Source organism: Streptomyces alfalfae, assembly GCF_004127445.1.
Taxonomy (GTDB): Bacteria; Actinomycetota; Actinomycetes; order Streptomycetales; family Streptomycetaceae; genus Streptomyces; species Streptomyces alfalfae.
Genome location: NZ_QEXM01000052.1, coordinates 35,372 through 54,217, shown reverse-complemented (window position 1 = coordinate 54,217; position 18,846 = coordinate 35,372). Strand labels below are relative to the sequence as shown.

At 74.9% G+C, this 18,846-nt stretch carries 17 protein-coding genes and 1 riboswitch; of the genes, 8 read left to right on the top strand and 9 right to left on the bottom strand.

Features of this window, described 5'->3' with window-relative positions; all coding sequences use genetic code 11:
- Nucleotides 1-37 precede the first annotated feature (37 nt).
- The gene (locus DCW30_RS33885) at nt 38-529 is read right to left on the bottom strand and encodes an Asp23/Gls24 family envelope stress response protein (protein WP_076686893.1); all 492 of its coding nucleotides are present in this window, start codon (nt 527-529) and stop codon (nt 38-40) included.
- Nucleotides 530-625: 96 nt separating this feature from the next.
- Between DCW30_RS33885 and DCW30_RS33880 the strand changes: the two genes are divergently transcribed.
- The gene (locus DCW30_RS33880) at nt 626-1,360 is read left to right on the top strand and encodes a nucleopolyhedrovirus P10 family protein (RefSeq protein WP_076686892.1); all 735 of its coding nucleotides are present in this window, start codon (nt 626-628) and stop codon (nt 1,358-1,360) included.
- A gap of 22 nt (nt 1,361-1,382) precedes the next feature.
- Here DCW30_RS33880 and DCW30_RS33875 read toward each other — a convergent pair whose 3' ends face one another.
- The 7 genes from DCW30_RS33875 to DCW30_RS33845 all read right to left on the bottom strand — a co-directional run bounded on the left by DCW30_RS33875 (nt 1,383) and on the right by DCW30_RS33845 (nt 9,250).
- The gene (locus DCW30_RS33875; protein WP_062771905.1) at nt 1,383-2,186 is read right to left on the bottom strand and encodes an enoyl-CoA hydratase/isomerase family protein; all 804 of its coding nucleotides are present in this window, start codon (nt 2,184-2,186) and stop codon (nt 1,383-1,385) included.
- 133 nt (nt 2,187-2,319) lie between these two features.
- A complete protein-coding gene (locus DCW30_RS33870; protein ID WP_055550175.1) occupies nt 2,320-2,541 on the bottom strand; it encodes a helix-turn-helix domain-containing protein in 222 nt (73 codons plus the stop codon).
- Between the two features lie 400 nt (nt 2,542-2,941).
- A complete protein-coding gene (abc-f, locus tag DCW30_RS33865; RefSeq protein WP_062771902.1) occupies nt 2,942-4,540 on the bottom strand; it encodes a ribosomal protection-like ABC-F family protein in 1,599 nt (532 codons plus the stop codon).
- Between the two features lie 122 nt (nt 4,541-4,662).
- Nucleotides 4,663-5,484, bottom strand: a complete 822-nt coding sequence (locus DCW30_RS33860; RefSeq protein WP_232626647.1) for a PQQ-binding-like beta-propeller repeat protein — start codon at nt 5,482-5,484, stop codon at nt 4,663-4,665.
- Between the two features lie 132 nt (nt 5,485-5,616).
- On the bottom strand, nt 5,617-7,062 hold the full coding sequence (locus DCW30_RS33855; RefSeq protein ID WP_076686891.1) for a hypothetical protein: 1,446 nt from the start codon (nt 7,060-7,062) through the stop codon (nt 5,617-5,619).
- Between the two features lie 111 nt (nt 7,063-7,173).
- On the bottom strand, nt 7,174-8,313 hold the full coding sequence (locus DCW30_RS33850) for an alpha/beta hydrolase (protein ID WP_076686890.1): 1,140 nt from the start codon (nt 8,311-8,313) through the stop codon (nt 7,174-7,176).
- A 226-nt stretch (nt 8,314-8,539) separates the two neighbouring features.
- On the bottom strand, nt 8,540-9,250 hold the full coding sequence (locus tag DCW30_RS33845) for a class II aldolase/adducin family protein (RefSeq protein WP_076686889.1): 711 nt from the start codon (nt 9,248-9,250) through the stop codon (nt 8,540-8,542).
- A 373-nt stretch (nt 9,251-9,623) separates the two neighbouring features.
- Here DCW30_RS33845 and DCW30_RS33840 point away from each other — a divergent pair, with 373 nt between their 5' ends.
- The 7 genes from DCW30_RS33840 to DCW30_RS33810 all read left to right on the top strand — a co-directional run bounded on the left by DCW30_RS33840 (nt 9,624) and on the right by DCW30_RS33810 (nt 18,082).
- Nucleotides 9,624-10,925, top strand: coding sequence for an inorganic phosphate transporter (locus DCW30_RS33840; RefSeq protein WP_062771894.1), 1,302 nt, complete (start codon nt 9,624-9,626; stop codon nt 10,923-10,925).
- 12 nt (nt 10,926-10,937) lie between these two features.
- Nucleotides 10,938-11,162 (top strand): hypothetical protein, encoded by a 225-nt coding sequence (locus tag DCW30_RS33835; RefSeq protein ID WP_076686888.1) that lies wholly within the window; start codon nt 10,938-10,940, stop codon nt 11,160-11,162.
- 165 nt (nt 11,163-11,327) lie between these two features.
- Nucleotides 11,328-11,522: riboswitch (cobalamin riboswitch) on the top strand.
- Nucleotides 11,506-12,468, top strand: coding sequence for a cobalamin biosynthesis protein (locus DCW30_RS33830; protein WP_076686887.1), 963 nt, complete (start codon nt 11,506-11,508; stop codon nt 12,466-12,468). Its footprint overlaps the riboswitch before it by 17 nt.
- A complete protein-coding gene (locus DCW30_RS33825) occupies nt 12,465-13,973 on the top strand; it encodes a cobyric acid synthase (protein WP_076686886.1) in 1,509 nt (502 codons plus the stop codon). The genes DCW30_RS33830 and DCW30_RS33825 overlap by 4 nt, the downstream gene beginning before the upstream one ends.
- Before the next feature lie 79 nt (nt 13,974-14,052).
- Nucleotides 14,053-16,098 carry a putative cobaltochelatase gene (locus DCW30_RS33820; RefSeq protein ID WP_076686885.1) on the top strand — a complete coding sequence of 682 codons (2,046 nt, stop codon included), beginning with the start codon at nt 14,053-14,055 and terminating at the stop codon, nt 16,096-16,098.
- On the top strand, nt 16,098-16,706 hold the full coding sequence (gene cobO, locus DCW30_RS33815; protein WP_076686884.1) for a cob(I)yrinic acid a,c-diamide adenosyltransferase: 609 nt from the start codon (nt 16,098-16,100) through the stop codon (nt 16,704-16,706). The genes DCW30_RS33820 and cobO overlap by 1 nt, the downstream gene beginning before the upstream one ends.
- Nucleotides 16,700-18,082 (top strand): cobyrinic acid a,c-diamide synthase CobB, encoded by a 1,383-nt coding sequence (locus tag DCW30_RS33810; RefSeq protein WP_076686883.1) that lies wholly within the window; start codon nt 16,700-16,702, stop codon nt 18,080-18,082. The genes cobO and DCW30_RS33810 overlap by 7 nt, the downstream gene beginning before the upstream one ends.
- Nucleotides 18,083-18,099: 17 nt before the next feature.
- Here the strand turns inward: DCW30_RS33810 and DCW30_RS33805 are convergent, their stop codons facing one another.
- Nucleotides 18,100-18,831 carry a ZIP family metal transporter gene (locus tag DCW30_RS33805; protein WP_076686882.1) on the bottom strand — a complete coding sequence of 244 codons (732 nt, stop codon included), beginning with the start codon at nt 18,829-18,831 and terminating at the stop codon, nt 18,100-18,102.
- Between the last annotated feature and the right edge of the window lie 15 nt (nt 18,832-18,846).

Here is an 18,846-nt window from a genome sequence, read left to right as displayed (position 1 = left end):
CGCTCGTCCTCGGGACGCGGCTGCGCCTTCGCCGGTGCTACTGGAGGCGGCCCTCGGGCTCCTCGTCCTCCTCGTCGGGGAGTTTCACGTCGCTCACGGCGATGTTGACCTCGACGACCTCGAGACCGGTCATGCGCTCCACGGCGGCGACCACGTTCTCGCGCACGTCGCGGGCGACGTCGGCGATCGAGACGCCGTACTCGACGACGATCTCCAGGTCGAGCGCGGTCTGCACCTCGCCGACCTCGGCCTTCACGCCGCGCGAGACGGATTTCGTGCCGCCGGGCACCCGGTCGCGCACGGCGCCGAAGGTCCGCGCGAGGCCGCCGCCCATCGCGTGCACGCCCTCGACGTCACGCGCGGCGAGCCCGGCGATCTTCTCGACGACGCCGTCCGCGATGGTGGTCTTGCCGCGGCCCCCGGGGGCGCCGCCGCCACTCGCGCGCCCGGTCTGGCCCCGCGCCGAAGCTTCCGTCGCGGAGTCCTGCCGCAGTGTCTGAGACGTCTTCCGCTGTCCGATGTCGGTCATCGCCGTCCCGTCCGTTCCGAAAGGGGATCTGTCTTCTTCCGCCACATTAAGTCCGGTTGCGCGGCTGCGCTCCGGGGATGCGGCAGGCTGGGGAACATGACGGGTGACGGTTGGCCCCAGGCGGTACGACGGCAGCTCGGGCTCGGCAGGGTGCTGCCGCTCGGCGGCCCGGAAGACGGCACATGGGTGACGGAGGCGGCGGCGGACGGCGCGTTGCGCGCGGCGGCGCGCGACGTGAGCGGCGTACGCCTGGGCACACTGCGCATCGCCCCGGCCGATCCGGAGGACACGCGGGCGCCGGTCGTGCCGCCCCCGCCGAGCGCGCTGCCGCCGGGGCCGCTGCGGATCACGGCGGACTTCGCGGCCGTGGCGACCGCGCCGCTGCCCGCGGCGGCCGACCGGCTGCGCGCGGCGCTCCGCGCGGCGGCGGACCGGCTCGGCCTGGTGGCCCCGGAGGTGGACCTGCGCGTGACGGCGCTGCTCGACGACGCGCGTGACGCCGAACGGGTGACGCGGAAGGCCCCGGCCGGCGCACGGCAGGAGCCGGACGAGGGGGCGACCGCGGCCGAGGACTCGAGCGACGCGGCGCGTGCCGCACGGGCCGCGCTGGCCGTGCCCGGGGTGTCCCGGCTGACCCGCGCGCTGGGCCCGGCCGTGCACCTGGAGGAGCGCCCCGCGGCCAACGCGCTGCCGCGCCGTCACGCGCGCGTGGAGCTGGCCACCGGCGGCGGCCACCGCGCCCTCGACGTGGCGCTGGCGGTCCGCGCGGCGGTGGCGGCGGCCCTGCCGGACCACCCCTCGGTGGCGGTGCTGGTCACCGGCGCAGAGTGAGCCCGGCCGGGCTGCGGCAGGCTCAGTCGCCGAGGCCCGCGAGGTCGCGGAGCCTGCGGCCCTGCGCGGCGCGCTCGGCCACGCGCTGCTCCTCGTAGGTGCGGTCCGTGGCGCCCTGGAGCAGTGCCTTGGTCTCGATGACGGCGTCGCGCGGCGCGGCGACGAGCGCGGCGGCGAGGTCGTTCGCGGCGGCGCCGAGCTGGTCCGCGGGCACGACGAGGTTGGCGAGGCCCACCCGCTCGGCCTCGTCCGCGTGGACGAAGCGCCCGGTGGCGCAGATCTCCAGGGCGCGGGCGTAGCCGACGAGGCCCACCAGCGGATGCGTGCCGGTGAGGTCGGGAACGAGGCCCAGGCTGGTCTCGCGCATGGCGAACTGCACGTCGTCGGCCGCGATCCGCAGGTCACAGGCGAGCGCGAGCTGGAAGCCGGCGCCGATGGCATGCCCCTGGACGGCGGCGATGGACACGATGTCGCTCCGCCGCCACCAGGTGAACGCCTCCTGGTATTCGGCGATCGTGGCGTCGAGGACGCCGTCGTCGCCGCGTGCCAGGTCGATGAAGGACGGCTCGCCGTCGAAGCCCTCCGGCGTGAACGCCTGCCGGTCGAGGCCCGCGGAGAAGGACTTGCCCTCTCCGCGCAGCACCACGACACGGACGCTGCCCGGCAGCAGCTGACCGGCCTCGGCCAACGCCCTCCACAGCGCGGGAGATTGGGCGTTTCGCTTGGCCGGGTTGGTCAGCGTCACCGTGGCGACGGCCTCGTCGATGGTGAGGCGTACGCCGTCCTTGTCGAGAACCGGTGCGAGCTCGCTGTCGGTCGAAGCCATGGGTGCCTCCGGTGGGGTGCGGTCGGGCCGGGCGCGGGTGAGCGCCCGTAAGTGACTGCACAGTAACCACCCGGTCGATCACGTGATCGGCCGGGTGGCCACCATCGGACCATGGAGCAGCGCGCCGCCGCGATCAGCCGGCGGCGGCCTTCTTGCCTCGCGTCGCCCCGCCGCGTCCCCGCAGCGTGACGCCGGACTCGCTCAACATCCGGTGCACAAACCCGTACGAGCGGCCGGTCTCTTCGGCCAACGCCCGGATGCTCGCACCGCCGTCGTACTTCTTCTTCAGGTCTGCCGCGAGCTTGTCGCGCGCGGCGCCGGTAACCCGGCTGCCCTTCTTCAGAGTCTCGGCCACCCGTGCCTCCTCATGGGAAGTGCGCTCTGGACTTCTCATGATCACCCCTCGCGGGCTTCCTGGCCACCCATTCGGCAAGGTCAGTACGGCGAGGTTCCTCGTTCCGGATGCGTCCACCACGAGTGGAATTAACGATTCCACACGCGGGATTTTCCGTACGAGATCCGGCGCCACGGAGAACGAGCAGGTCAGGGGCTTCCGAAGCCGGCGCCTTCCCCATCCCACCGGGGGCCCGCAAAATCCGTGTAGGACACACCTCGGTACGAGGACAGCTCACACAGATGAGGGATCACGGATCGGCCGAATGATCCATACGCAGTGGATCAGCGGTTCGATCACGCCGAGTGGACGCCGCCGCGGTGCGCGGACCGGGCGGTGGGCACCCCGCGGGCGGCCGGACTCAGGCGAGGGCGACCAGGTCCGCGTAGTCCTGGCCCCACAGGTCCTCCACACCGTCCGGCAGCAGGATGATCCGCTCCGGCTGGAGGGCCTCCACCGCGCCCTCGTCGTGGGTGACGAGGACGACCGCTCCCTTGTAGGTGCGCAGCGCGCCGAGGATCTCCTCGCGGCTCGCCGGGTCGAGGTTGTTGGTGGGCTCGTCGAGGAGCAGGACGTTGGCCGAGGAGACGACCAGGGTCGCGAGCGCGAGCCGGGTCTTCTCGCCGCCGGAGAGCACCCCGGCGGGCTTGTCGACGTCGTCCCCGGAGAAGAGGAACGAGCCCAGCGTCTTGCGCACCTCGACGAGGTCGAGGTCGGGGGCGGCCGAGCGCATGTTCTCCAGGACCGTGCGCTCGGGGTCCAGCGTCTCGTGCTCCTGCGCGTAATAGCCGAGCTTGAGGCCGTGGCCCTCGATGACCTGGCCCGTGTCGGGCTTCTCGGCGCCGCCGAGCAACCTGAGCAGGGTCGTCTTGCCCGCGCCGTTGAGCCCGAGGATGACGACCCGCGAGCCCTTGTCGATCGCGAGGTCGACGTCGGTGAAGATCTCCAGCGAGCCGTATGACTTCGACAGGCCCTCGGCCATGAGCGGCGTCTTGCCGCACGGCGAGGGCTCGGGGAAGCGGAGCTTGGCGACCTTGTCGCTCTGGCGGACCTCTTCCAGGCCCGCGAGGAGCTTGTCGGCGCGGCGCGCCATGTTCTGCGCGGCGACGGTCTTGGTGGCCTTCGCGCGCATCTTGTCGGCCTGCGAGTGCAGGGCGGCGGCCTTCTTCTCGGCGTTCTGCCGCTCGCGCTTGCGGCGCTTCTCGTCGGACTCGCGCTGCTGCTGGTAGAGCTTCCAGCCCATGTTGTAGACGTCGATCGCGGAGCGGTTGGCGTCCAGGTAGAAGACCTTGTTGACGACCGTCTCGACGAGGTCGACGTCGTGGGAGATCACGATGAAGCCGCCGCGGTACGTCTTGAGGTAGTCGCGGAGCCAGACGATCGAGTCGGCGTCGAGGTGGTTGGTCGGCTCGTCGAGGAGGAGCGTGTCGGCGTCCGAGAAGAGGATGCGGGCCAGCTCGATGCGGCGGCGCTGACCGCCGGAGAGCGTGTGCAGGGGCTGGCCGAGCACGCGGTCGGGGAGGTTGAGCGCGGCGGCGATGGTGGCGGCCTCGGCCTCGGCGGCGTAACCGCCCTTGGTGAGGAACTCCGTCTCCTGGCGCTCGTACTGCTTGAGGGCCTTCTCGCGGGTGGAGCCCTGGCCGTTGGCGATGCGCTGTTCGTTCTCGCGCATCTTGCGGATCAGGGTGTCGAGGCCGCGCGCGGAGAGGATGCGGTCGCGGGCGAGCACGTCGAGGTCGCCGGTGCGGGGGTCCTGCGGGAGGTAGCCGACCTCTCCGGAGCGCGCGATGGTGCCGCCCGCGGGGGTGCCCTCGCCCGCGAGGCACTTGGTGAGGGTGGTCTTGCCCGCCCCATTGCGGCCGACGAGGCCGATGCGGTCGCCCTTCGCGATGCGGAAGGTGGCGTTCTCGATGAGGATGCGGGCGCCGGCGCGCAGCTCGATGCCGGAAGCGGTGATCACGGGGGTACTCCTGAACAGGGTGGACGGCGAGAGGGACGACTGCGGGTGGTCGGGACCGGTGTCTACGCCGTCCAACTGAGGAGAGGAGCTGCCATGGCAGCCATTCTAACGGCCCAACGCAACTAATTTTCTGGCCGCCCGACGCCGCCGCCCCGGCCGCTGTCCCGCACGCCGTCGCGCTGCGGTTCCCCATTGCCGAGGGGGGTGCGGCCCGGAACGATCCTCCCGTAGTCGTCCACCGCGATGACCTGGGAGGTCCACGAGGCGGCCGGGCCCGTGCAGGGCTGGGCGACCAGCAGGGCCCCGCCGCGCCGCAGCGAGCGGGCGGGCTCGAAGGCGCAGCCGGGGCGGGCGGGCAGCACCCAGCGCAGGTCCCCGTCCGCGGCGCGGTACGCGGCGATGCGGTGCGGGGTGACCACGGCCAGCATGCGGGCGCCGGGGGCCAGGGGCCGCAGCACTCCGGCGCCGCCCCGGGCCCCGGGGGTGCGCAGCCAGGCGGCGCTCGCGGGGATGGCGCGGTGCCAGCGCACGGAGCCGCCGTCGCGGGCGGTGTCGGTGACCAGGCCGTCGCTCCAGAGCGCGACGGCGTGCCCCGGGGCGGCGAGCAGCGTGACGGGGGTGCGCCCCTTCCTCGTGTACGTCCAGCGGACCGTGCCGCTCCCCCGGTCGTACGCCTCCACCGCGCTGCCCCTGGTCCGCAGTCCGGTGGCCGCAGCGGAGCCGCCGCCGGCCACGCGCGCGTGGACGGTGAGGCGGTCGCCGTAGGGGGCAGGCCGCGAGTGGTGGGCGGCGGTGATCAGCGGCACGGCCAGCAGCGCGAGGGCCGCGGGCAGGGCGATGCGGGCGCCTCGGCGGGCCGGGGCGGGGCGGGACGCCGGCTGCGGGCCCCACGCCCCCTCGCTCTCGCGCGGCAGGCCGGTCGCGTCGAGCGGCGGAGCGGACATGGGCCCCCTTCGGTACCTGTGCCACGGATCAGGCGCAGAGCGTAGCGGCGGGTTCCGTGTGGGCCGCGGGGCGCGGGGGCGACACGGCGGGCGGGGTGGCCGCCGTCGCCCGTTCGGGCGTGGGCCCCCGGCTCACTCCCCGCCGGTGTGCACCTGGAAGGCGGCGCGGCGGACGGCCTTGGCCAGCGCCGGGTCGGGGTGCGCCGCGGCGAGCGCGACGAGGACCTGGACCGTGCGGGGGTGTCCCGCGCGGCGCACCTCGTCGAGCAGGGCGGGGACCGTGGGCTGGACCGCCGACTCCAGGTGCCGCACGAGCAGGTGGGCCTCGCCGTGGTCCGCGACGGCCGCCGCGGTGTCGATCCAGAGCCAGGTGGACTCCTCGCGGCTCAGGACGAGGTGGACGTCCTCGGGGTCGGCGCCCTCCTGCTCGGCGAGCCAGAGCAGGGCGTACGGGCGCAGCGACGCCTCGTCGGCCGCGGCCCTGACGTCGGGCTCGGCCGGGGCGCCGACCACCCGCAGGGCCTCGAAGGCGAGGCCGCGCAGCAGGGCGTCCTCGCCGCGGGCCGCGGTGAGCAGGTCGGTGACGGCGCTGCCGACGGGGCGGGCGGCGAGCCAGGCGCGGTATTCGGCGCGTGCGGCGTTGGGCCGCAGGCGCGCGCAGCCGCGCAGCATGTCCTCGGCGGACTGCTCGATGTGCCCGGCGGGGCTCTGCGCGGCGACGCAGATCTGCTCCAGCTTGACCCAGACCGCCCAGCTGCCGAGCGGGGTGAGCGTGGCCTGCCCCTCGGCGTAGGTCAGCGCGCCGACGGCGGCGAGGCCGCGCAGGGCCCAGTCGAGGAGGGCGGGCAGCGGGGCCGCCTCCGCGCCCTCGTCGGCCGCGGGGTCGGGCTGGTCGTAGGGGATCTCGCAGCGCTCGGTGCGCAGTTCGTCGACGCGCTGCTCCAGGAGGTCCAGGAGCTGCGGCACGGGGACGGGTCCCGCCGAGAGCTGGAGGAAGGAGAGCAGCTGCGGCATCGCCTCGACGGCTTCGGCGACCGCGGCGGGCGGCAGGTCGGCGGGCGCGGGATGGGCCAGCGACCAGGCGTCGAAGAGGGCGACCCAGCCGCGCAGGACGGCGGTGTCGTCGCGGTTCCAGGCGCGCAGCCGCCAGCCGGGGCGGGCGCTGTCGCCGTGCACCTCGATGAGGCCCGCGAGCCGTGCGGTGTCCCAGTCGGCGCGCACCTGATCGGGGGTCAGCCCCAGCTCGGCGGCGGCGCGTTCGGCGGTGGCGTCCGAGAGGGCGCCCTTGCCGTCGGGCGCGGCGCCGCCGGGGCCCGGTCGCAGCGCCGCGTCGGCCCAGCGGGCGATCCGGACGGCGTCGGCGAGGCCCGCGCGTGCCCCGCGGGCCAGTTCCGACGGCGGTGGCGTGCCCTCGGGCGGCCGGGGCGCGGGGCGGCGCGTGCGTCGGTGGCTCACCGCGCCCGGGGCGGCGGAGAGGGGGCGCGCTGGGTCGCGCTGGGCGTCTCCTCTCCGGTCGGCCCTCGGGTAGGGGGCGCGGACGAGTCGGAGCCTGGAGTCGCGCGGGGTACGGGACGTCACGGGAGCAGTCTTCCTGTTGACGGTCCGAAAACCCAAACGGAATGGCGACGGCGGCTCTTGGGCCCCGTGGCCGGGGGCCGGGACCGCCCCCTCGGCACGGTGGCCGAGGGGTCACATCAGGGGGACGAGGAAGCGGCGCAGCGCCTCCTCGTAGCCCGCGGGGTCGGCGTTCCACATGGCTCCGTGGGGCGCGCCGTCCACGGTGTGCGTCGTGATGAGGTCCGGGCGCCGCTGGGCGAACCGGCGGGAGGGGCCCCAGGGCGCGACGACGTCGTCGGGGCCGTGCACCAGGAGCGTCGGCACCCGCAGCTCGCCGGGGTCGGTGGCGGCCGGGGCGCGCTCGCCGCGGAGCCCGGTGCGCCCCTGGGCCGCGCGCACCGCGAGCGGGAGGAGCGGGCCGGGGGTGCGCCGGGCCGAGGCGAGGGCGCGCAGGGTGGCCTCCCAGTCGAGCACCGGGGAGTCGAGGACGAGGCCGCTGACGTGCTCGCGCAGGGCCGAGCGGGTGGCGGCGCGCAGGCACATGGTGGCACCGGTGGACCAGCCGTGCAGGACGACGTGGCGGGCGCCGCCGCGCACGGCATAGCGGATGGCGGCGTCCACGTCGCGCCACTCGGTCTCGCCGAGGTGGCCGAGGCCGTCCGGGGAGCGGGGCGCGCCCGGGTCGCCCCGGTAGGCGATGTCGAGCACGGGGAGGCCGAGCCGCCGCAGGAAGTCGAGCACGACCATGGGGTGTTCGCGGGTGGCGCCCAGGCCGTGCACGGTGATGACCCAGGTGTCGCGGTTGCCGGGCACGAACCAGGCGGGCAGGCCGCCGAGCTCGCCGGGCACCACGACGTCCTGGTGGTCGATGCCGAGCGCGGTGCGCGGGTCGCCGACGTGGACCTGCGGGGTGAGCCTGACCTTCGCCCCGGCGTGCAGGGCGCCGCGGGTGACGGCCCGGAGGCGGCGTACGACGGTGTCGGCCTTGTGCGGCGCCGATTCCAGGACGGGGCCGACGACGGCGTGGGCGCCGTCGCCGGTCAGCCCGTAGGTGCCGGGGCGGCGGCTGGCGAGGGCGCGGGTCAGCGTGACCCGGTCCGGGGTCGTGGCGTGCACGGTGAGTCGGGGCTCCGTCGGCAGGGGGCGGCCCGCCGGGGCGCGCAGGGCGGCGTCGCTCGCGAACCGGCCGGCAGCGATCGCGGCTGCTGCGGCCGTCCCCAGGGCGGCGGTGACTGCGGTGACGGCCGCTGCCGTCGCTTTGGCTGGACGCACCGCTCCAGTGTCCGGGCCGGTGCGCCGGGGGGCCAGTGGGCGGCGGCCACGGGGTGACGCGGCGGCGGAACGCCCGCGCAGCCGCTCCCCGCCGCGCCGGGGAGCGGACCAGGGGCCGAAGATGCGTATCGCTCGTGCCATGGGGACCTTCTGCCCGCGATGGGCGGCGTCACCGTCGGGAAATGACGGGCGGCGCCGCTGCCAGGCGCGCCGGGCGGCGGCGCCGTCAGGAACGCGGCTGCCCGTACCCCCGCAGCCGCTCCTGTGCCTCCGCGAGCTGTTCTTCGGTCAGGAGCGCGGGCGTGCGTCCGGGGACCGCGGAGGCGGTGAGCCAGAGGTGGCACATCCACTCCAGCTGGGCCGTGCGGTCGTAGGCCTGGCCCAGGGAGGCCCCGTGGGTGACCGTGCCGTGGTTGCGCAGCAGGCAGCCGGTGCGGTCCCGCAGAGCGTCCAGCATGGCGTGTGCCAGTTCCTCGGTGCCGTACAGGGCGTAGGGGGCGACGCGGACCGGGCCGCCGAGGAGGCCCGTCACGTAGTGGACCGGCGGCACCTCGTCCAGCAGCAGGGAGACGGCCGTGGCGTGCACGGCGTGGGTGTGGACGACGGCCCGCGCGTCGGTGGAGCGGTAGACGGCCAGGTGCATGGGCAGCTCGCTGGTCGGCGCCAGGTCTCCGACGACCTGCCGGCCCGCGAGGTCGACGCCGACCGCGTCCCCGGGGCCCAGCCGGTCGTAGGGGACCCCGGTCGGGGTGATGAGGACCGTGTCGCCGACGCGGACGGAGACGTTGCCCGACGTGCCGACGACGAGGCCGTCCCGCACGGTCCTGCGGGCGGTCTCCACCAGCTCCTCCCACGCCGCCGCGAGCGCCTCGTCCGAGGCCGCCGCGGGGGCGTTCCGCTCCGTGCCGTTTCCGGGGTCCTGCCGCTGCTCGGTCATGCGGCGATCCTGCCAGCCGGGCGGGGCGCGCTGAAGGGCGTCCGCGCGCCGGTCCGCACCCCCTCGTCCGCCCCTGCGGACGGGGGCGGCGAGCGACGCCGTCGCACTCGGGGTGACCAGGATCTCCTCACCGGATTCCGGGGCCCTCGGCGGCCCTGTCCCAGGGGTGGGCGCCCGGATGGCGGAAGGCGACACTCCGCCCGATTTGCAAGGCCCGTACGGTCCGTCCGTACGCTCGTGGACGGAGGCCCGCTCGATGCGGAGTGAACGCACTCCACTTCGGGTCACCGCACCGCCCGACCGAGTTCATCTTCCGTTCACCCGGGTTGCCTAACTTCCAACTGCCACTGACGTCCAACAGAAGCCTGGGTAAATGGAACACATCACGCTTCTCCTCGGGATCGTGATCGTCACCGCTCTCGTGTTCGATTTCACGAACGGTTTCCACGACACTGCCAACGCGATGGCGACGACCATCTCGACCGGCGCTCTCAAGCCCAAGACGGCGGTGGCCATGTCCGCCGTGCTCAACCTCGTCGGCGCCTTCCTCTCCGTGGAGGTCGCCAAGACGATCTCCGGCGGCATCGTCAACGAGGACGGCCTCAAGACCGAGGTCATATTCGCCGCGCTCGTCGGCGCGATCCTCTGGAATCTGCTGACCTGGCTGGTGGGCCTGCCCTCCAGTTCCTCCCACGCGCTCTTCGGCGGCCTCATCGGCGCCGCGGTCATGTCGATGGGCTGGTCGTCGATCAACGGCGGCACCGTCGTCACCAAGATCCTGATCCCGGCCCTCGCCGCGCCGCTCGTGGCGGGCCTCGCCGCGATGCTGGCCACGCGCCTGACGTACCGGATCGGACGCGGCACCGACACCCGGGCCACCGCCAAGGGCTACCGCGTGGGCCAGATCGCCTCCGCGGGCCTCGTCTCGCTGGCGCACGGCACCAACGACGCGCAGAAGACCATGGGCATCATCACGCTCGCCCTGGTCACCGGCGGTGTCCTCAACCCCGGCGCCAACCCCCCGATGTGGGTCATCGTCTCGGCCGGTGTGGCCATCGCCCTCGGCACGTACCTGGGCGGCTGGCGCATCATCCGCACGATGGGCAAGGGCCTCACCGACCTCCAGCCGCAGCAGGGCTTCGCCGCCCAGACCAGCGCCGCGACGGTCATCCTCGCCTCCTCGCACCTGGGCTTCTCGCTCTCCACCACCCAGTCCTGCTCCGGCGCCGTCATGGGCGCGGGCCTCGGCCGCAAGGGCGGCGTGGTCCGCTGGTCCACGGCCACCCGCATGTTCGTCGCGTGGGGTCTGACCCTGCCGGCCGCGGGTCTGGTCGGCGCGGGCGCCGAGTTCCTCACCCAGCAGGGCCCCTGGGGCATCGCGGCCACCGCGACGCTCCTGGTCGCCGGCTCGGCCGTCATCTGGGTGCTCTCCCGGCGCAACGCGGTCGACCACACCAATGTCACCGCCGACGAGATCCGCCACGACGGCGACCGCGCGAACGCGGAGCCCGTGGGCGTCGTGACCACCGCGATCGCCGCCGTCACCCCGCCGCCCGCGGGCCCGGTGACGACCCTCGACGCCTCTTCGGACGACCCGGTCAAGGCCACCATCGCGGGCCCGACCACCGCCACGACCGGCGCCATGGCGGACCCCGCCAGGCCCGCGACGGTATAAGGACGGATCAGCATGAACATCGACTGGGCAGCCCTCGGCTCCGTCTTCGGAGTCAGCCTCGTGGTCACGGTGGCCCTGGTGGGCCTCTTCACCCTCGGCATCATCGGCCTCTCCAAGCAGGAGACGGCCTCCGCCTCGGGCGGCGGCTCCGCGGCCCTGGCCCGCACCGGCGCGTACGCCTGCTTCGCGCTCTGCGCGGCGGCGGTGGCGTACGGGATCTCCCTGATCGTCGTCTGACGACGGGCTGGGCCCGAGAGGGGCGCACGGCGTACTGGACGCCGCGCGCCCCTCTTTCGCGTGAGCGCCCCGCCTCGGCAGCGGGGCCCGCCCCCAGGCGTGCGGGCCCCGCTCCGGCATGTGGGCCCCAACACACTCCTCCGCCGCAGGTCAACGGCGAGTTGACGGGCGTTCGCAGGGCGTGGTGGACTGCCCGGGCCAACTACGGCGGCAGCAGAGGAAGCCGGTGCGAATCCGGCGCGGTCCCGCCACTGTCAGCGGGGGAACTTCCCCGCGAGCCAGGAACTCTCACCGCCGATCACGTCGAACCAGGGCGCGGACACCCTGAGTGAGGACATTTGCCATGCGCGGCGATCGTGACTTCGCGTACGGCGCCGCCGCCGGATTCCTCGGTGACCTGCTGCTCGGCGATCCCCGCCGCGGCCATCCGGTCGCCGCGTTCGGACGTGGCGCCGGCGCCGTCGAGCGGGTGCTGTGGCGCGACCACCGCGGGTGGGGCGCACTGCACACCGCGGTATGCGCCGGAGGCGCCGCCGGGGCCGCCGCCCTCGCCTCCGCCCTCGTACGCCGTTCACGCGCCGGTTCCCTCGCGCTGACCGCCGCCGCGACCTGGTCCGTGATCGGCGGGACCTCGCTCGGCCGGGAGGCGCGCGTCATCGGCGACGCCCTGCGGGACGGCGACATCGGGGCGGCCCGCGAGCGGCTGCCGCATCTGTGCGGGCGCGACCCCCAGGCCCTGGACGCCGACGGCATCGCGCGGGCCGTGGTGGAGTCCGTCGCCGAGAACACCTCCGACGCCGTGGTGGGGGCGCTGGTCTGGGGCGCGATCGGCGGGGTGCCGGGGCTCGTCGCCTTCCGCGCCGTGAACACCCTGGACGCCATGGTGGGCCACAAGTCCCCCCGCTACCGCCGCTACGGCTGGGCATCCGCCCGCCTCGACGACGTCTTCGGCTGGCCGGGCGCCCGGCTCACCGCCGCCCTGGCCGTCCTCGCGGGCGACTCGCCGCGCGGGGCGGCACGGGCGTGGCGCGCCGACGCCCCGAAGCATCCGAGCCCGAACGCCGGGCCCGTGGAGGCCTCCTTCGCCGGGGCGCTCGGGGTACGGCTCGGCGGGACCCTCTCGTACGCGGGACGCGTCGAGCACCGGCCGGTCCTGAACACCCACGGCCGCCCCGTCGGGGGCGGCGACATCGAACGGGCCGTGCGGCTCTCCCGCCGGGTCGGCCTGCTGGCCCTCGGCGTCTCGATCGCCGCACGGGCGGGCCTGCGTGCCGTCGGCAGCAGGAGGAAGGGGCTCCCCTCATGAGTGGTGGACTGCTCGTCGCCGGGACCACGTCGGACGCCGGGAAGAGCGTCGTCACCGCCGGCATCTGCCGGTGGCTGACCCGCAAGGGCGTGTCCGTCGCGCCCTTCAAGGCGCAGAACATGTCCCTGAACTCCTTCGTCACCCGCGAGGGCGCCGAGATCGGCCGGGCGCAGGCCATGCAGGCGCAGGCCGCCCGCGTCGAGCCGACCGCGCTGATGAACCCGGTGCTGCTCAAGCCCGGCGGCGACCGCACGAGCCAGGTCGTGCTGATGGGCAGGCCGGTGGGCGAGATGAGCGCGCGCGGCTACCACGGGGGACGCCAGGCCGCCCTGCTCGACACCGTCGTGGGATGCCTGGAGGAGCTGCGGGGCACGTATGACGCCGTGATCTGTGAGGGCGCGGGCAGTCCCGCCGAGATCAACCTGCGGCGCACCGACATCGTGAACATGGGCATCGCGCGGGCCGCCCGCTTCCCCGTCCTGGTGGTCGGGGACATCGACAGGGGCGGGGTGTTCGCGTCGTTCTTCGGGACGACGGCGCTGCTGAGCGCCGCCGACCAGGAGCTGGTCGCCGGGTACCTCGTCAACAAGTTCCGCGGCGACGTCTCCCTCCTGGAACCGGGTCTCGACATGCTGCTCGGCCTCACCGGCCGGCGCACGTACGGCGTGCTGCCGTTCCAGCACGGGCTCGGCATCGACGAGGAGGACGGCCTGCGGGTCTCGCTGCGCGGCGCGGTCCGCGAGTCCGTGGTGGCCCCGCCGGTCGGTGACGACGTGCTGCGGGTCGCCGTGTGCGCGGTGCCGCTGATGTCCAACTTCACGGACGTGGACGCGCTGGCCGCCGAGCCCGGCGTCGTCGTGCGGTTCGTGGACCGGGCCGAGGAGCTGGTCGACGCCGACCTCGTGGTCGTGCCGGGCACGCGCGGGACCGTGCGCGCCCTGCGGTGGCTTCGGGAGCGCGGCCTCGCCGACGCCCTGGCGCGGCGCGCCGCCGAGGGACGCCCCGTGCTGGGGATCTGCGGCGGCTTCCAGGTGCTCGGCGAGCACATCGAGGACGACGTGGAGTCGCGCGAGGGCTCCGTGGACGGGCTCGGACTGCTGCCGGTGCGGGTGCGGTTCGCCCGCGAGAAGACGCTCGCCCGTCCGGTGGGCGAGGCCCTCGGGGAACCGGTCGAGGGGTACGAGATCCATCACGGCGTGGCCGAGGTCGGCGGCGGCGAGGCGTTCCTCGACGGCTGCCGGGTCGGGGAGGTGTGGGGCACGCACTGGCACGGGTCGCTGGAGAGCGACGGTTTCCGGCGCCGCTTCCTCGCCGAGGTGGCGCGTGCGGCCGGACGCCGCTTCGTCCCCGCGCCCGACACCAGCTTCGCCGCGCTGCGGGAGGAACAGCTCGACCTGCTCGGCGACCTGATCGAAGAACACGCGGACACGGACGCGCTCCTCGCCCTGATCGAGCACGGGGCGCCCGCGGGGCTGCCGTTCATTCCGCCGGGGGCGCCGTCGTGAGCGCCGCCGCGACCACCGTCGTGAGCGCCGCCGTGAGCACCCCCGAAGTCACCGCCGTCACCTCAGTCAAGGAGGCCCCGTGAGTACCCCGTATCCCTTCACCGCCCTCGTCGGGCAGGACGATCTGCGGCTCGCGCTGCTGCTGAACGCCGTCTCGCCCGCCGTCGGCGGCGTGCTCGTACGGGGTGAGAAGGGCACCGCCAAGTCCACGGCCGTGCGCGCCCTTTCGGCGCTGCTGCCCGAGGTGCCGGTCGTCGCCGGGTGCCGGTTCTCGTGCGATCCGGCCGCTGTGGACCCCAACTGCCCCGACGGGCCGCACGAGTCGGGCGGCGCGAGTGCGCGTCCCGCGCGCATGGTGGAGCTGCCGGTCGGCGCGTCCGAGGACCGCCTCGTCGGCGCGCTCGACATCGAGCGGGCGCTCGCGGAGGGCGTGAAGGCCTTCGAGCCGGGGCTCCTCGCCGACGCGCACCGCGGCATCCTCTACGTCGACGAGGTCAACCTCCTCCACGACCACCTGGTCGACCTCCTCCTCGACGCCGCCGCGATGGGCGCCTCGTACGTGGAGCGCGAGGGCGTCTCCGTGCGGCACGCGGCGCGGTTCCTGCTGGTCGGCACCATGAACCCGGAGGAGGGCGAGCTGCGCCCGCAGCTCCTCGACCGGTTCGGGCTCACCGTCGAGGTGGCCGCCTCCCGCGAGACCGACCAGCGCGTGGAGGTGGTACGCCGCCGCCTCGCCTACGACGACGACCCCGAGGCGTTCGCCGGCCGCTGGGCCGACGACGAGGCCGCGCTGCGCGAACGCGTCGTCGCGGCGCGGGCGCTGCTCCCCCAGGTGACCCTGGGCGACGGCGCGCTGCGGCAGATCGCGGCGACCTGCGCGGCGTTCGAGGTCGACGGCATGCGCGCGGACATCGTGATGGCCCGTACGGCGACCGCGCTGGCCGCCTGGGCGGGCCGTACGGACGTCGAGAGCGAGGACGTGCGGCAGGCCGCGCTGCTCGCGCTGCCGCACCGGCGGCGCCGCAACCCCTTCGACGCCCCGGGCCTCGACGAGGACAAGCTCGACGAGACGCTGGAGGAGGCCCGCGAGGACGACGGCCCCGAGCCCCCGGACGGCGACGGCGGTCCCGACGGCGGCGGTCCCGACGGCGGTGGCGGGCAGCCCCCGGCCGACAGCGGCCCCGACTCCCCCGGCCTGCCGTCCCAGAACCAGGGCGAGGGCTCCGACCGGGAGGACGCGCCGGCTCCGCAGGCACCCGCCTCCGGCGGCCCCGGCGAGCAGCAGGCCGTGCCCGCCGCCGAGCCGTTCCGCACGAAGGCGCTGAGCGTCCCCGGCATCGGTGAGGGCGCGGCCGGGCGGCGTTCGCGGGCCCGCACCGAGCACGGGCGCACGACGGGTTCGCGGCGGCCCCAGGGCTCGCTGACCAAGCTGCACCTGGCCGCGACCGTGCAGGCCGCCGCCCCGCACCAGCGGGCGCGCGGGCGTTCGGGCACCGGTCTCGTCGTACGCCGTGACGACCTGCGCCAGGCCACGCGCGAGGGGCGCGAGGGCAACCTGGTGCTCTTCGTCGTGGACGCCTCCGGGTCGATGGCGGCCCGGCAGCGGATGAGCGCGGTCAAGGGCGCGGTGCTCTCCCTGCTCCTGGACGCCTACCAGCGGCGCGACAAGGTGGGTCTCGTGACGTTCCGCGGCTCGGCCGCCGAGGTGGCGCTGCCGCCGACCTCGTCGGTGGACGCCGCCGCCGCGCGGCTCCAGACGCTGCCGACCGGCGGGCGCACGCCGCTCGCCGCCGGGCTGCTCAAGGCGCACGACGTGCTGCGCGTGGAGCGGCTGCGGGACGCGGCCCGGCGTCCGCTGCTGGTCGTGGTGACCGACGGGCGGGCCACGGGCGGCGTGGAACCGGTGGCGCAGGCGGGCCGCGCGGCCCGTCTCTTCGCGGCGGAGGGCGTGGCCTCGGTGGTCGTCGACTGCGAGTCGGGCTACGTGCGGCTCGGCCTCGCGGGGCAGTTGGCGGGCGAGCTCGGCGGGACCGCCGTGACGCTCGACGAGCTGCGGGCGGACTCGATCGCCGGGCTCGTCAAGGACGTGCAGGGACAGTCACACCACTCCAGGAGGGCCGCGTAATGCCGCAGGGACAGCCGAGTGTCGTACCGGACGACGGACTCACCACGCGGCAGCGCCGCAACCGGCCGCTCGTCTTCGTCCACACGGGCATCGGCAAGGGGAAGTCGACGGCCGCGTTCGGGCTCGCGCTGCGGGCCTGGAATCAGGGGTGGCCGATCGGTGTCTTCCAGTTCGTGAAGTCGGCGAAGTGGAAGGTCGGCGAGGAGAACGCGCTGAAGGTCCTCGGCGCCTCCGGTGAGGGCGGCACGGTCGCCTGGCACAAGATGGGCGAGGGCTGGTCGTGGATCCAGCGCGCCCCCGCCGAGGGCGAGCCGACCAACGAGGACAAGGCCCGCGAGGGCTGGGAGCAGGTCAAGCGGGACCTCGCGGCCGAGACGTACAAGCTGTACGTGCTCGACGAGTTCGCCTATCCCATGCACTGGGGCTGGATCGACGTCGACGAGGTCGTCCAGGTGCTGCGCGACCGTCCCGGCACCCAGCACGTCGTGATCACCGGCCGCAACGCGCCGCGGCAGCTGATCGACTTCGCCGACCTGGTGACCGACATGTCGAAGGTCAAGCACCCGATGGACGCGGGCCAGAAGGGCCAGAGGGGCATCGAGTGGTAGCTCGCCTCGTCATCGCGGCGCCGTCGTCCGGCAGCGGCAAGACGACCGTCGCGACGGGCCTGATGGCCGCGTTCGCGGCGGCCGGGCTCGCCGTCTCCCCGCACAAGGTCGGCCCCGACTACATCGACCCCGGCTACCACGCGCTCGCGACCGGCCGCCCCGGCCGCAACCTCGACGCGTACCTGTGCGGGCCCGACCTGGTCGCGCCGCTGTTCGCGCACGGCGCGGCCGGGTGCGACCTGGCCGTCGTCGAGGGCGTGATGGGGATGTACGACGGGGCCGCCGGGCAGGGCGAACTGGCCTCCACGGCCCATGTCGCGAAGCTGCTGCGGGCGCCGGTCGTCCTGGTCGTCGACGCCTCGTCGCAGTCGCGTTCGGTGGCCGCGCTGGTCCACGGCTTCGCCTCGTGGGACCCGGAGGTGCGGGTCGCGGGCGTCATCCTCAACAAGGTCGGCTCCGACCGGCACGAGGCGCTGCTCCGGGAGGCCCTGGACGAGTCGGGTGTGCCGGTGCTCGGCGTGCTGCGCCGCGTGGCGCGAGTGAGCGCGCCCTCGCGGCACTTGGGGCTCGTCCCGGTGGCCGAGCGGCACGCCGAGGCCGTGGAGTCGGTCGCGGAGCTGGCTTCGCGGGTGCGGGAGGGGTGCGATCTGGAGGGGCTGCTGGCGCTCGCGCGCAGTGCGCCGGCCCTGCCGGGGGCCGCGTGGGACCCCGCGTCCGCGCTCGGTCGATCACCGGCTGCGCCGGCTTCGTCCCCGGTCGCCGCACAGGCTGGTCCTGCCCCCCGCGTCGCCGTCGCCGGCGGGGCCGCCTTCACGTTCTCCTACGCCGAGCACGCGGAGCTGCTCACGGCCGCCGGGGCGGAGGTCGTGACGTTCGACCCGCTCCATGACGAGGGGCTGCCCGAGGGCACCGCCGGTCTCGTCATCGGGGGCGGCTTCCCCGAGGTGTACGCGCCCCAGCTGTCGGCCAACGAACGGCTGCGCGAGGCCGTGGCGGAACTGGCGCTCTCCGGGGCGCCGGTGGCCGCCGAGTGCGCGGGGCTGCTGTACCTGACCCGTGAGCTGGACGGAGAGCCCATGTGCGGGGTGCTCGACGCGAAGGCGCGGATGTCGGAGCGGCTGACGCTCGGCTACCGCGAGGCCGTGGCCGTCTCCGACAGCGTCCTCGCCGCCGCGGGCACGCGGATGCGGGGGCACGAGTTCCACCGCACGGCGGTCGAGCCCGGGGCGGGGGCGTCGCCCGCCTGGGGCCTGCACGCGCCGCAGCGCCGCGTCGAGGGTTTCGTGCGGGGGCACGTGCACGCCAGTTATCTGCACACGCACTGGGCCTCGGAGCCCGGCGTCGCGCGGCGCTTCGTCGAGAGCTGCGCACGGTGACCGTACGGCGGCGCGGCTCAGCCCGCGACACCCACCACCAGCCAGATGAACGCGGCCCCCGCCACCGTGCACAGCAGCGTCGAGCGCGCCGGGTGCTCGTGGTGCGCCTCGGGCAGGATCTCGGCGGCGGCGAGGTAGAGCAGGGCTCCGCCGAAGAAGCCGAGGTAGCCGCCGAGCAGCCGCTCCGGGATGGTGAACAGCAGCGTCGACGCGGCGCCGACCACGGGTGCCGCCGCGTCCGCGAAGAGCATCGCGAGCGCCTTGCGGCGGGCGTTGCCGTACAGGCTGGTGATCGTGTACGTGTTGAAGCCGTCCGCGAAGTCATGGGCGATCACCGCCAGTGCCACGGCCACGCCCATGCCGCCGCCGACCTGGAACGCCGCGCCGATCGCGATGCCGTCCATGACGCTGTGCCCGACCATCGCGGCGGCGGCCGTGAGCCCCACCTGGGGGACCCTGCCGCCCTCGTGCTCCCCCGCGCCGTGGGCGGCCTGGCGGCCCGCGAGGAGCCGTTCCACCAGGTGCGCGACGAGGAAGCCGGCCACGAACAGGAGCAGGGCCGCCGGTACGCCGAAGACCGGCCCGCCCGAGGCCTCCAGCGCCTCCGGCAGCAGGTCGAGGCCGACGACGCCGAGCATCAGGCCGCCGGCGAGGCCGAGGACGAGATGGCGCCGGTCGGTGACCCGCTGGGCCGTCCAGCCGCCCACCAGGGTCATGAGGAAGGCGCCGAGCGCCACGAACACCGCCATGCGCCCTTGCTAGCG

Bases quoted from the DNA above. Each gene is read 5' to 3' on its own strand.
- DCW30_RS33885 (WP_076686893.1), bottom strand. From the start codon at position 529: ATGACCGACATCGGACAGCGGAAGACGTCTCAGACACTGCGGCAGGAC.
- DCW30_RS33880 (WP_076686892.1), top strand. From the start codon at position 626: ATGACGGGTGACGGTTGGCCCCAGGCGGTACGACGGCAGCTCGGGCTC.
- DCW30_RS33875 (WP_062771905.1), bottom strand. From the start codon at position 2,186: ATGGCTTCGACCGACAGCGAGCTCGCACCGGTTCTCGACAAGGACGGC.
- DCW30_RS33860 (WP_232626647.1), bottom strand. From the start codon at position 5,484: ATGTCCGCTCCGCCGCTCGACGCGACCGGCCTGCCGCGCGAGAGCGAG.
- DCW30_RS33845 (WP_076686889.1), bottom strand. From the start codon at position 9,250: ATGACCGAGCAGCGGCAGGACCCCGGAAACGGCACGGAGCGGAACGCC.
- DCW30_RS33840 (WP_062771894.1), top strand. From the start codon at position 9,624: ATGGAACACATCACGCTTCTCCTCGGGATCGTGATCGTCACCGCTCTC.
- DCW30_RS33835 (WP_076686888.1), top strand. From the start codon at position 10,938: ATGAACATCGACTGGGCAGCCCTCGGCTCCGTCTTCGGAGTCAGCCTC.
- DCW30_RS33830 (WP_076686887.1), top strand. From the start codon at position 11,506: ATGCGCGGCGATCGTGACTTCGCGTACGGCGCCGCCGCCGGATTCCTC.
- DCW30_RS33825 (WP_076686886.1), top strand. From the start codon at position 12,465: ATGAGTGGTGGACTGCTCGTCGCCGGGACCACGTCGGACGCCGGGAAG.
- cobO (WP_076686884.1), top strand. From the start codon at position 16,098: ATGCCGCAGGGACAGCCGAGTGTCGTACCGGACGACGGACTCACCACG.
- DCW30_RS33805 (WP_076686882.1), bottom strand. From the start codon at position 18,831: ATGGCGGTGTTCGTGGCGCTCGGCGCCTTCCTCATGACCCTGGTGGGC.